This is a genomic window from Pseudomonas sp. Ag1, assembly GCF_000278565.1.
In the GTDB taxonomy this organism is placed as follows: domain Bacteria; phylum Pseudomonadota; class Gammaproteobacteria; order Pseudomonadales; family Pseudomonadaceae; genus Aquipseudomonas.
Genome location: NZ_AKVH01000106.1, coordinates 101,744 through 114,411, shown reverse-complemented (window position 1 = coordinate 114,411; position 12,668 = coordinate 101,744). Strand labels below are relative to the sequence as shown.

10 protein-coding genes are annotated in these 12,668 nt (G+C 62.7%); 2 read left to right on the top strand and 8 right to left on the bottom strand.

Annotation, left to right across the window (positions count from 1 at the left end; all coding sequences use genetic code 11):
• Nucleotides 1–165: 165 nt before the first annotated feature.
• From A462_RS09990 to A462_RS10015, 6 genes are all read right to left on the bottom strand, one after another.
• The gene (locus A462_RS09990) at nucleotides 166–1,284 is read right to left on the bottom strand and encodes a succinylglutamate desuccinylase/aspartoacylase family protein (RefSeq protein ID WP_032899594.1); all 1,119 of its coding nucleotides are present in this window, start codon (nucleotides 1,282–1,284) and stop codon (nucleotides 166–168) included.
• A gap of 207 nt (nucleotides 1,285–1,491) precedes the next feature.
• Entirely contained in the window at nucleotides 1,492–2,745 is a 1,254-nt protein-coding gene (locus A462_RS09995; protein ID WP_008437109.1) for an OprD family porin, read from the bottom strand.
• A gap of 112 nt (nucleotides 2,746–2,857) precedes the next feature.
• The gene (locus A462_RS10000) at nucleotides 2,858–4,501 is read right to left on the bottom strand and encodes an ABC transporter ATP-binding protein (protein WP_008437107.1); all 1,644 of its coding nucleotides are present in this window, start codon (nucleotides 4,499–4,501) and stop codon (nucleotides 2,858–2,860) included.
• Complete coding sequence (locus A462_RS10005; protein ID WP_032899592.1) at nucleotides 4,498–5,376, bottom strand: ABC transporter permease; 879 nt, start codon at nucleotides 5,374–5,376, stop codon at nucleotides 4,498–4,500. The genes A462_RS10000 and A462_RS10005 overlap by 4 nt, the downstream gene beginning before the upstream one ends.
• Nucleotides 5,373–6,314 carry an ABC transporter permease gene (locus tag A462_RS10010; protein ID WP_003208135.1) on the bottom strand — a complete coding sequence of 314 codons (942 nt, stop codon included), beginning with the start codon at nucleotides 6,312–6,314 and terminating at the stop codon, nucleotides 5,373–5,375. Before A462_RS10010 ends, A462_RS10005 begins: the two co-directional genes overlap by 4 nt.
• Nucleotides 6,315–6,316: 2 nt before the next feature.
• Complete coding sequence (locus tag A462_RS10015; RefSeq protein WP_008437103.1) at nucleotides 6,317–7,876, bottom strand: ABC transporter substrate-binding protein; 1,560 nt, start codon at nucleotides 7,874–7,876, stop codon at nucleotides 6,317–6,319.
• A 389-nt stretch (nucleotides 7,877–8,265) separates the two neighbouring features.
• Between A462_RS10015 and A462_RS10020 the strand changes: the two genes are divergently transcribed.
• The gene (locus A462_RS10020) at nucleotides 8,266–9,180 is read left to right on the top strand and encodes a LysR substrate-binding domain-containing protein (protein WP_003208132.1); all 915 of its coding nucleotides are present in this window, start codon (nucleotides 8,266–8,268) and stop codon (nucleotides 9,178–9,180) included.
• 25 nt (nucleotides 9,181–9,205) lie between these two features.
• Nucleotides 9,206–10,636 carry a serine hydrolase domain-containing protein gene (locus A462_RS10025; RefSeq protein ID WP_008437086.1) on the top strand — a complete coding sequence of 477 codons (1,431 nt, stop codon included), beginning with the start codon at nucleotides 9,206–9,208 and terminating at the stop codon, nucleotides 10,634–10,636.
• Here the strand turns inward: A462_RS10025 and nadE are convergent.
• Nucleotides 10,616–11,431: an ammonia-dependent NAD(+) synthetase gene (nadE, locus tag A462_RS10030; protein ID WP_008437084.1), complete on the bottom strand. Its 816-nt coding sequence runs from the start codon at nucleotides 11,429–11,431 to the stop codon at nucleotides 10,616–10,618. The two genes, A462_RS10025 and nadE, sit on opposite strands and share 21 nt — an antisense overlap.
• Nucleotide 11,432: 1 nt before the next feature.
• On the bottom strand, nucleotides 11,433–12,659 hold the full coding sequence (gene pncB / locus A462_RS10035; RefSeq protein ID WP_003208126.1) for a nicotinate phosphoribosyltransferase: 1,227 nt from the start codon (nucleotides 12,657–12,659) through the stop codon (nucleotides 11,433–11,435).
• Nucleotides 12,660–12,668: the final 9 nt, after the last annotated feature.

The following is a 12,668-nucleotide window of genomic DNA, read 5'->3' as shown; positions in this document are numbered from 1 at the left end:
GTGGGGATGTCCTGCCGAATAAATAATGAATGAACAACAAAGACCCAATGTGGGAGCGGGCTTGCTCGCGAATGCGGAGGGTCAGACAACATCTCCGGCGACTGACCCTCCGCATTCGCGAGCAAGCCCGCTCCCACATTTTGACCGTATTCCATAGCTGGCAAATCAGGCGCTGAGTAGCTTGCCGCTGCGAATCGGCGTGGCACCGGACACCCGGCCCAGCGGATCCCCCGGCTTCACAAAGCGCACGTCACGGCGCATGTACAACACGCCGGTGTTGTGGCTGCAAACCGTGGTGGCCTGCCCACTGTGGGGATCAACGATATCGAACAACGCCTGCCCGGCCTCGATGCGACTGCCCACCGCCGCCCGGTGTACCAGCACCCCGGCGCACGGCGCATAAAACTGTTCGCTGCCGGCCAACGGCGTCGCCGGGTTGCGCAGGGCTGGCAATGGCCGTGGCGCGCCTTCAACCGCGCCCAGGTGGGTCAGGTAATCAATGATCGCCGTGGCGTCATGTTCTGCCAGTTCATAGGACACATCCCGCTGGCCACGATGCTCGACGGTCACCGCCACGCTGCTGTCCGGAATCGGAAACCGATCGCCAAACCGCTCACGCAGGTTGACCCACAGCAGGTACAGCGCCTCATCGAACGAGTTGGCCTGGGAATCGGTGGCCAGCAACGAGGCTTCAGAGCCGATGTAGCGCGCCAGCGGCTCCACGGTCGCCCACACTGCCTCGCCGGTGTACACATGCATCGCCGCTTCGCGGGAGCAGTGCAGGTCCAGCACGATGTCGGCATCGTGGGCCAGCAGCATCAGGGTGCGTTGCAGCGACTGGAATTCGTCCAGCGGCGCCGCGTCCAGCAGACATTCGCCCCAGGCCTGGCGGATCAGTTGGCGGTTGGCGTCGATGTCCTGGCCCAGCAGGTGCTCGATCTTGTCGGCGATTGCCTGGTACGGCACCGGAAAGCCCCGGTTGTAATTACGCCCGCTGCCCAGTTCGAAACGCCCGCTGGGCGCGCCCATGATGTATTGGCTCAGCCCGGTGGGGTTGGCCACGGCCACCAGCACGATTTGCGCATTCAGCCGGTTGGCATTTTCCAGTTCTGCCAATTGCCGGCGCAGGTGCGCGGCCACCAGCAGCGCCGGAGTTTCGTCGGCATGCAGCGCCGCCTGGATATAGATTTTTCGACTTGCACCCATTGCACCGTAATGCTCACTGTCCACGTGCCTGTGGGTGCCTTGTGTCGCTTGCAGCAAGGGGTGTGATTTAAGTTTCATAAACCGGAAATCTCGATATTCGAGTGATGAACGCTGAAGAAATATTAACGAGCCGGCGTGATCGTCTGTAAGGGCGGCCCACACTATCTTGATCTGGTAATCCGATCAGTGTGGGAGCTGGCTTGCCTGCGATGGCGGTGGGTCAGCCAGCCTATTCCGTGACTGACCCACCGCCATCGCGGGCAAGCCCGCTCCCACAGTGGGTGGTTACCAGAGCGCCAGGGTGTAACCCAGCATCACGCGGTTCTCGTTAACGTCGTTGAAGTAGTTGCCTTTGCTCAGCGCATTGCGCCAGCGCATCGACACGCCCTTGAAGGGCCCGTTCTGCACCACGTAGCCCAGGTCCAGGTCGCGCTCCCACTCGCGGCCTTCGCGGTTGAAGCCGAGCACTTCAGCCGAATCACCCTTGGCGTACTTGATCCCAAACAACAGGCCCGGCAAGCCGAGATCGGCGAAGTTGTAGTCGTAGCGGGCGTGCCAGGCTCGCTCCCTGGTTTGGGTGAAGTTGCTGAACTGGTACTCGGTGAACAGGTAGGTGATGGAGCCGTCCAGGTAGGTAAACGGCGTGGTGCCGTATTGCTGCTGGAAGCCGCCGCCGATGCTGTGCCCGCCGTACTGGTAGGTCAGGCGGCTGCTCAAGGCGCTGTTGTCGACCTTGCCCGCCAGGCCCGCGCCGTCCTTGTCCGACTTGAAGTAGCGCACGTCGGTTTTCAGCGTGCCCGGCCCCAGGCCGAAGTTGTTCTTGAAGCCCACGTATTGCTGCTGGTAGATGCTGTCCAGCGCCGCGAAGTGGTAGCTGAGCAAGGTGTTTGGGGTCAGCGAGTAGTCGCCACCGGCAAAGCGAAACTGGTCGCTCAGGGCGGTGCTCTTGTAGACCTTGCTCACCGTGGTCAGCTTCATGTCTTCGTAGTTGGTGGAGTCACGGTCCTTGGCCTGGTCGATCTGCCCGAGGGTGATTTTCAGGTTGCTGATGTCGTTGGACACCAGCTGGGTGCCGCTGAAGGACTGCGGAAACAGACGGCTGGTGTTGGGTTGCAGGATCGGAAGGTCCGGCACCAGGTAGCCCACACGCAGCTCGCTTTTGGCGAAGCGGGCCTTGGCGGTCACCCCAAGCTTGGAGTACTCGTCGGAGACATTCTTGTCGCTGTCACGCTGCAGCAAACCGGTGCCGGACAGCCCCGGGCTGGAGTCGAGTTTCACCCCCAGCATGCCGGTCAGGTCCAGGCCGAAGCCCACGGTGCCTTCGGTGAAACCGGACTTGATACCGAGGATAAAACCTTGGGCCCACTCGGCGCGCATCGACTGGGAAGCGGCCTCGCGGTAGTCACGGTTGAAGTAGTAGTTCTTCAAGTCCAGCGTACCGCTGCTGTCCTTGATGAAGTCTGCATGGGCCAGTGACGGGACCAGCCCGCTGCTGACAACGCCGACGCCGGTGATGAGTTGAGTCAGGGATTTTTTCATTTTTTTAGCTCCTGGCAGTGGGGTGGGGGTTGGTGTTTTTATTGTTCTTCGGGCATGGCTTCGCCGTTCGCACAAATCGGCGATTTGCGCGGCGGGTGACGTCAGTCCTGGGTTACAGCGCTAGCGGTACGGGGCCCTGGCGGATGCGGTAGCCACCGTTTTCAAGTTTCTCCAAGGGGCTGGCGGCGGCCAGCAGCTTGCGGGTATAGGGGTGCTGCGGGCGGTCGAAGATCTCGTCGCGGGCACCCATTTCCACCACCCTGCCCTCGCTCATCACCGCCACCCGGTGGGCGATGCGTTCCACCGCCGCCAGGTCGTGGGAGATGAACAGGCAGGCAAAGCCGTACTGCGCCTGCAGGCGTTCGAACAGCTCGAGGATCTGCTTCTGGATGGTCATGTCCAACGCCGAGATCGGCTCATCGGCAATCACCAGTCGCGGGTGCCGCACCAGCGCCCGGCCAATGGCCACGCGTTGACGCTGGCCACCGGACAACTGGTGCGGGAAGCGGTCGACAAACTGTTCCGCCAGGCCGATGTCCACCAGGGTTTTCGCCACCCGCTCACGACGCTGCGCGGGCGTCATGCCGGGCACATGGCGCAGGGGTTCGGCGAGGATGTCGCCAATCTTCATGCGCGGGTCGAGGGACGAATACGGGTCCTGGAAAATCATCTGGCATTGCAGGCGATGGTCGCGGTTGCCGGCCTTGAGAATGTCCACGCCCTCAAACTCGATGGCACCGGAACACGGGCTGTTCAGGCCGACAATCGCCCGGCCGAGGGTGGTCTTGCCCGAGCCGCTGCCGCCCACCAGCGCCAGGGTTTCCCCCGGGGCGATGGACAGGTTGGCCGCATGCACCACCCGCTTGAACTGGCTGCGGCCCCACAGGCTGCGCGGCCCCGGGTGCTCGATACACACGTCCTTGACCGTCAGCAACGGCCGGTCCGCCTTGGGCAAGGCTGCCAGGGTGCCGCGCCGCGGCAGGGCCTCGAGCAGTTGCCGGGTGTACTCGGCCTTGGGCGCCAGCAGGATCTGCTCGATGGTGCCCTGCTCCACCGCGCGGCCTTCGCGCATCACCACCACTTTGTCGGCGTAGCGCGCCACCAGCGACAGGTCGTGGCTGATAAACAGGATCGCCGTGCCCTGCTCGCGCGTAAGGTCGAGCATCAGTTTCAACACGTCCAGTTGCGCCAGGCAATCCAGGGCCGTGGTGGGCTCGTCGGCAATCAGCAAGGCCGGGCGCAGCAGCATCACCGAGGCGAGCATGATGCGCTGGCGCATGCCGCCGGAGAACTCGTGGGGAAACGCCGCCAGGCAACGCTCGGCGTCCTTGATGCCGATATGCCCGAGCATCTCCAGGCTGCGCTCGCGGATCTGCGCATCGCTCAGCCTGGTGTGCAGGCGCAGGCCCTCGGCCATTTGCTCGCCGATGCTCATGGACGGGTTGAGGGACACCATGGGTTCCTGGAACACCATGCCGATCTTCGCCCCACGCAACTGGCGCAGTTGCTCAGGCGCAAGGCTGCCCAGGTCATGGCCCTGGAAACGCACCTGGCCGCTGCATTGTGCAAGCGGCGGTGGCAACAGGCCGATGGCGGCGCGGGCGGCCATGGTTTTGCCGCTGCCGGACTCGCCCACCAGCGCCACGATTTCGCCGGGGGCGATGGTGAAGCTCAGGTCGTTGACCGCCAGCGGGCCGTTGGCCCCCACGCGGATTTTCAGCTTGTCGACTGCCAGAAGGATGTCAGTCATGGTCATTTACTCATCCGCGGGTCGAGACGATCGCGCAAGGCATCGCCACACAGGTTGAACGCCAGCAACGCCATGGCGATGCAGACACCGGGAAACAGCCCCAGCCAGCTGGCCGTGGCGATATACGGCCGGCTGGCGGCGAGCATGTTGCCCCAGGTGGCGGCCGGCGGCGGGACGCCCAGGCCGAGGAAACTCAGGGAGCTTTCCGCCAGGATCGCCCAGCCGAACATACTGGTGGCCAGCACGCACACCGGCGCCACGCAGTTCGGCGCGATGTGCCGCAGCACGGTGTACAGCTCGGAGTTACCGATCACCCGCGAGGCTTCGACAAACTCTTTCTCGCGCAACGACAACACCGTGCCGCGCACCACCCGCACCACCGACGGTGTGTAGGCCAGGCTCAAGGCAAACACGATGCCGTACAGGCTCGGGCCGATGATCGCCATCAAGCCCAGGGCCAGCAGGATCCCGGGAAACGCCAGCAACGCATCGTTGACCATCATCAAGCCCCGGTCGACCCAGCCCCGCAGGAACCCGGCCAGCAGGCCCAGTACCGTGCCGGCGGTGATCGCCAGCGTCACCGTCAACACACTCACCCACAGGCTGGTGTGCGCGCCGATCATCAGGCGGCTCAGCACGTCGCGACCGTACTCGTCAGTGCCCAGCCAGTGCGCGGCGGTGGGCGCCTGCAAGCGCGCCAGCAGGTTCAAGGCCAACGGGTCATGGGGCGTCCAGACCAGGCCCAGCAAGGCCATGATCAACAACAAGGCCAGCAGCAGCGCACCGATCAGCGCGTTCAGCGGCGGCACACGCCAGGCCCTGGGGGCACGCGCCGGTGCCGGCAACAGCACCTCGGGTGCGACAGGTAGAGGCTTATTCATAACTTAACCCTGGGGTCGAAGAGCGGGTACAGCAGGTCCACCAACAGGTTGACCAGCACATAAACAAAGGTCACCAGCAGCAGGCAGCCTTGCAGCACGGGGTAGTCCCGGGCGTAGATGGCGTCGACCATCAGCCGGCCGATACCTGGCAGGGTGAACACGGTTTCGAGCACCGCGATGCCGCTGAGCAGGTTGCCGAGGATCAGGCCGATCAGGGTCAGGGTCGGTGCAAACGAGTTGCGCAGCGCATGGCGCCACAACACCGCCCGCTCCGACAAACCCTTGGCGCGGGCATGGGTGATGTACTCCAGGCGCAGCACTTCAATTGCACTGGCCCGGGCCATGCGGGTGATCGCGCCGAGTTCCACCAACGTCAGCGTGACAATCGGCAGCACGATAAAACTCAAGGCCTGCCACGGCGATTGGCCGAACGACACGTAACCCACCACCGGCAGCCAGCCGAGCTTGATGCCGAACGCGTAGAGCAACAGCAGGCCCAGCCAGAAACTCGGGATCGACAGCAACAGGGTCGCGGTGGAGACCACGCCAAAGTCCAGGGAACTGTTCTGTTTCCACGCCGAGAGCAAGCCCGCCGGTACCGCAATCAACGCCGCGAGCAACACCGAGACCAGCACGATCCCGGCACTCACCTGGAAGCGGTCAAGGATCAGCGGCAACACCGCTTCATTGGTGGTGATGGAATGCCCGAGGTCGCCGCTGAGCACCGCCTTGAGCCAGATCACAAACTGCAGCGGCAGCGGCTGGTCCAGGCCCAGGGACGCACGGGCGACCTCCAGGCTGTGGGCATCGGCCATGTCGCCGAGCATCAGCAGCGCCGGATCACCGGGCACCAGGCGGATGATCGCGAACACCATCAGCGAGATCAGCAGCAAAGTCGGGATCGACATCGCCAGCCGTTGAAAGATGAAACGCAACATCCTCAGTTACTCCCGGTCGCAGGCACGCTGACGGTCCACAGGCGCGGCTTGGACACCGGCCAGGTGCGCAGGCCTTTGACGTAATCACGGCTGGCGGCGATGGCGTTGCCGTTGTACATCGGGATCATCGGCACGTCCTTGAGCATCTGCTGATGCAGTTGGTCGAACAGCGCCTGGCGCTTGCTGATATCGCCTTCGCGCTGGGCTTCACGCAGCCATTCCTGGGCCTGGGGGTTGTCCCAGACCTTGCGCGCTTCCTTGTCCTTGTCGCCGGTCATCGAGTCGAAACTCAGGGCCGGGTCAAGGCGTTCGGAATACGGGAACGCCATCATCTGGTAGTTGCCGGTCTGGTAGCGCTCCAGCTGGGTGCCCCACTCCAGGGTTTCCAGTTCCAGGTTGATGCCGCTGGCCTTGGCCATGGCTTGCACGAACACGCCCATGTCGAAGATCGCGGCGTAGCGCTTGTTGACGATCAGTTTGATTGGCTGGCCTTTATAGCCAGCTTCCCGCAGCAGTTGGGCGGTCTTGGCCGGGTCGAAATCGAAGCCCTGGTTCTCGATTGCCTGGTGGTAGTGGCTGCCACTGGCGACCATCGAATTGTTGGCCTGGGAACGGCCACCGGTCAGGGCGGCGACGATTTGTGCGGAGTCCAGCGAATGGGCGATGGCCTGGCGCAGGCGCACATCTTTGAGCAAGGGGTCGCGGGTCTGGAACAGCAACGCGTTGACTGACATGGTGCCGCTGGAGGTGACCTTGATGCCGGGGTTGGCAGCCAGTTCGGTGGCGTCCAGCGGCGTGACGTCAATCAGCAGGTCGACGTTCTTCGACAGCAAGGCCGCCTTGGCCGCCGCCGGGTCCGGGATCACCAGCAGGCGCACGCGGTCGAGGGTTGTGTTTTTATTGCCGGTGTAGCCATCCGGCTCTTTCTCGTCCCGCGGGGTGTAGTTGGCGTTGCGCAGCAGGTCGATGTATTGGCCGGGCTTCCACTCGCCCAGGCGGAACGGGCCGGTGCCGATGGGGGCTTTCCACTGGCCGTCGACCACCGAGTCGGGGTGCAGGATGCCGCTGCCACCGCATTCCGGCAGCGCGGTGCTGGTGAGGAACAGGCCGTTGGGCTTGTCCAGGGTAAACACCACGGTGAGTGGGTCCGGGGCGCTCATGTCGACGATTTTCGCGCCGCCATGGCCGTCGAATTCAGGGGCGCAGCGCCATTGGGTTTTCGGGTCGAGGTAGTGTTTCCAGGTCCACAGCACTTCGGCGGAGGTCAGTGGCGCACCGTTCTGGAACTTGACCCCGTTGCGCAGGTGGAAGGTGTAGCGCAGGCCGTCGTCGGACACCTGCACGTCTTTGGCCAGCAGCGGGCCGACGGTGGCATCTTCACGGAAGGCCACCAGTCCTTCGGTAATGTGCAAGATGACGGCGTCGGAATTGGTGTCACGGTTGACGCCTGGCTCGGTGCTGCGAATGTCGGCGTTCAACGCGACTTTCAATAGATTCTCGGCGTGGGCAGTGCCCACCAGCGCGGCGGACAAGGCGCCAGCCAGGAATAAAGTCTTGTTCATGATAAATGCACCTTGAATGATCCTTACGCTTGGGTTCGGACGCTGGCAGGACCCAAAAAGAGGCACGGCCGAACACCTGAATAGTTGTTGTTGTTTTAGTCGCTGATTACGGTTTGCGAATGTTCCTGGAACGATCTTATTCGCCACCCGATCAACTTGAGAAGAACGCTCCGAGTGATCGGGCTCGGTTTATCCGATCATCAACCGTCCGTGGGTTGCCCTGGCCTTACCGTACCGAGAAATCAGGGCCTTGAGCTGGAAAAGATGGGGTTTTCCTGATCAGAAATAATGATCGCGATCATCCAGACCGATCTGTGCTCACCTATAGTCATCAGATAAGCTGGCTGGCATTCAATGGTTTAAATGCAGCACTGAGCGAGCCCACCGTCATGACCCTCACCCATCTTCGCGCGTTCTGCTCCGTGGTTGAAAAAGGCAGCTTCCGCTCGGCCGCACGCCAGTTGGATGTGGCCCAAAGCACATTGACCCAGTCAATCCAGACCCTCGAAAAGGAACTCGGGGTGGTGCTGCTGCAACGCTCCAACCAAGGCATCAACCTGACCCCGGCCGGCGAGGTGTTCCTGGCCCGTGCCCGTTCCATCACTCTCGACTGCGAACGTGCCCTGCTCGACCTGCAACCCTGGAAAGGCGAGCCCGAAGGCCATATCGCCCTGGGCGTCACCTCCGAACCCTTGGCCGAATTGCTGCTGCCGGTATTGAGCAATTTCACCCAGCGCTTCCCGCGCATGCAGGTGCACGTGGCCAGCGGCACCACCAAGGGCCTGGTGGAAAAAGTCCGCGATGGCCGCCTGGATTTCGTCTTGTGCCCGCTGGCGCCCAACGTGGCCGATATCGACCTGGCCATCGACCGCCTCTACAGCTCAAACGCCGGCATCATTGCGCGCAAGGGCCACCCGCAGGCCCACGCAAAATCCGTGCAAGCCCTCACCGACTGCCAGTGGATCAGCGTACGCCCGGCCGGCGTAGTGGGCGGCGCGGAGAACCGCTTGATCGAGCTGTTCCGTACCCAGGGCCTGGCGCCGCCAAAGATTGCGATCACCACTGATTCGTTGCTGGAAACCCTGCACATCGTTTCGGAAACCGATTACCTGACCATCGAGCCGCGCATGCTGCCGGGGATGAAGCTGTTTTCCAGCGCCCTGACCACCATCGCCATCGAAGAACCGCTGGCGACCCGTGATGTATGCCTGATCAGCCGCCGTTCATCGCCGCTCACCAGCGTCAGCCAGGAACTGACCAGCATGCTGATTTCCTATTCGCGGCTGGTGCACCGCAGTCGTTGATTTCCCTCCCCCTACGAGCCTGTTTATGCCCATGTCCTACGATGGTTTGTCCCGCGCCAGCGCCAGCAGCGTCGGCGTTGATCCCGAGCACCTGATTGCCTTTCTCGATGAAGTGAAAGCGGCCGGCCTCGACCTGCAAGGCCTGATGCTGCACCGCCACGGCCACGTAGTCGCCGAAGGCTGGAGCTGGCCGGTGGATCCCAACGAGCCACGGGTATTGCACTCCGTGGCCAAGAGCTTCACCGCCTGCGCCATTGGCCTGGCCGTGGATGAAGGCTTGCTGAAACTGGATGACCGGCTGGTGGCGTTCTTTCCGGAGTGTGTGCCGGTGGGTGCCGACCCGCGCCTGGCGGACATGACCGTAGAACACCTGCTGACCATGCGCACCGGCCACGCCGCCAATACCTCGGGTTCAGTGTGGCGGGGGATCGAGACCAGCTGGATTGCCGAGTTCTTCAAGATCCCGCTGGCCTATGCACCGGGCACCACCTACGTCTATACGAGTGCGGCCAGCTACATGCTCTCGGCGCTGATCAACAAGGTCACCGGGCAAACCTTGCACGCGTACCTCAAGCCCCGGCTGTTTGTACCGCTGGATATCCATAATGAAAGCTGGGACATCGGCCCCGATGGCGTGAATCCCGGCGGCAATGGCTTGAAGGCGCCGACCTCGGCCATGCTCAAGCTGGGTGTGCTGCATGCACAAGGCGGCGTGTGGCATGGCAAGCAGGTTCTACCGGCGGCCTGGGTTGCAGTGGCCACCCGACCACAAGGCGGGCCGGACAGCCGCTACGGTTATCACTGGATGATGAAACCGGCACACGCCTTCAGCGCTGTCGGGGTGTTTGTGCAGATGGCGATGGTGTTCCGCGAGTACGGTGCAACGCTGGTGGTGATCGGCGGGATGAAGAATTCGGCGGAGCTGATTCCGTTTGTCGAGCGGCATTTTCCGGCGGCGTTTGGCGATGATTGCACGGTCAAACCCGAAGCGGATTCACGGTTGGAGCAACGTCTGGCGAGCATGGCACAGCGGCCTGAGTTGCTTTCAGCGTGTGCAGGGCCGAGAGATTTCACGGGCGTGTATCAGGTAGAGCCCAACGGGCTGGATGTGCAGCAATTGGCGTTCGCCGTCGAAGGCAATGTACTGCGCTTCCAACTGACCGACAGCAAGGCGACTCATGCCCTAGAGGTGGGGATTGATCACTGGATCGCCGGCACCACCAACATGCCGGGCCGGGCGTTGCACCACGGTTATGAGTTCAAGGATGCGCAGATCGTTGCCGGCGCGCGCTGGCTGGATACCAGGACGCTGGAGATGACCTGGATCTACCCGCAAACCGCGTTTCGCGATCGGGTGGTATGCGGGTTTGACGGTGACCGCGTGAGCGTGGCGCGTACGGTCAACGTCAACAGTGCCGGGAAGGAACAGGAAGTCTTAGTCGGGAACAGCCGGTAATGCTCGCTTGTGGGCGGTCTTGAGGTAGGCGCTCTCGACAATCGCCCTCACCCGCTCACTCACTGCCTCGCCCATCAGGTAGCGGTCGATCTCGTCATAGCTGCAGCCATACGCCAACTCATCCGGCTTGCCCGGTGCCAGTTCTTCCAGGTCGGCGGTCGGTGCCTTGGCCACCAACTGCCGTGGCCCGCCAAGGGCGCTGGCCAGCAGGCGCACCTGGGTCTTGGTCAGCCCTGAGAGCGGCGCCAGGTCGCAGGCGCCGTCACCGAACTTGGTAAAAAATCCCATCAGCGCCTCCGCGCCATGGTCGGTGCCCACCACCAGGCCGTTGTGCAGGTTCGCCACGGCGTACTGCGCCATCATCCGCGCCCGGGCCTTGACGTTGCCCTTGATAAAGTCGATGCGTTCGGCGCTGGCTTGCGCGGCAGACAGGCTGCCCATCAGCCCGTCGACGCAGGCGGCGATGTTCAGCGTCTCGATCCGGTCCGGTGCGATAAAGTCCAGGGAAGCCTGGGCGTCGCGCTCGTCCGCCTGGGTTTTATAGGGCAGGCGCATGGCAATAAACCGCGCCTCGTAGTCTTCGTTGCGCAGTTGTTCCACTGCCAGTTGGCACAGCCGCCCGGCGGTCAATGAGTCGACACCGCCGCTGATGCCCAGCACCAGCGCATGGCAGCCGGACTGGCGCAAGGTGCCCTTGATGAAGTCGATGCGCCGTTGCAGCTCAGCGCCCTCGCCTCCCTTGCCGAGCAGCCGGTTGATCTTCAGTTCTTGTGCGATACGTGCCTGAGTGTCCATGTCACACCCCCAGTTGCGGATTGACGTTGCCGACGTTGAACACCTGCGCCGCATACTGCAGGAACGAGGCGTCTTCGCAGACGTTCTTGATCGGGTCATCGGAGAATTTCACCACCGGCTCGCCGTGCACCCGCACCAGTTTCATCACGATGCTCAGCGGCTCCACTCCGTCGACATCACAGGCCAGGCTGGTGCCCATGCCAAAGCCGAACTTGGCCTTGCCCCGCACGTGCCGCAGGATCGGCAGGCATTTCTCGAAATTCAGGCCATCGGAGAACATCAGGTCCTTGGTCATCGGGTCGATGCCCAGCTCCTTGTAGCGGGCCAACACCTTGTCGGCCCAGACGATCGGGTCACCGGAGTCCTGGCGCAAACCGTCGTACAGCTTGGCAAAGTACAGGTCGAAATCCTTGAGGAAAAAGTCGGTGCTGATGCAGTCGGTCAGGGCGATACCCAAGCGCCCACGGTATTCGCGCACCCAGTTTTCCAGCGCCGCATTCTGGCTTTCCCGCAGCCGCCCCAGTTGCTGGTGCACCATCAGCCACTGGTGGGCCATGGTGCCGATCAGCGGCAGGTCGAATTCGTAGGCCAGGTGCGCATTGCTGGTGCCGATGAACTGGCCGGGAAAGTCGCGGCGCATGATGTCGACCACTTCACGCTGGGCCTTGAACGACAACCGCCGGCGGGTGGAGAAGTCCGAGACACGCAGGTCGGCCAGTTCGTCGCGGGTGAGGTTTTTCTCCAGCCAGTCGAATTTCTGGTAGAGCTTGCGGGTGACGTCTTCGAGGCTGACGTCGGGGTATTTGTCGCGGTTGCGCAGCTCGCTGACCAGGGCCAATACCGGCTGTTCGAACATGATGCAGTGCAGCATCGGGCCGACCACGCGGACGTTCAGTTGGCCGTCGATTTCACTGACGTGGATATAGCGCAGGTTGAAGCGGAACAGCCCCAGGAAGCGCTCGAAATCCGGGGTCAAGTACTCACGGCGCTGGTTGAACAGAAAGCGCAGCTCGCCTTCGCGCATGCTGAGGCCGGCGAGTTTTTCCAGCTCCACCCGCAGCTCGGGAATCAGGTGCCCCAGTTTCTCTCTGGAGCGGACGATGAACTGGTATTCCACATCGACATTCGGGTGCTGGTGCAACACGGCCTGCATCATGGTGAAGGTGTAGTAGTCGGTGTCCAGCAGGCCCTGGATCACAGCGTTTTCGTAGTCGTATGCACTTTCCATGAGGTACTC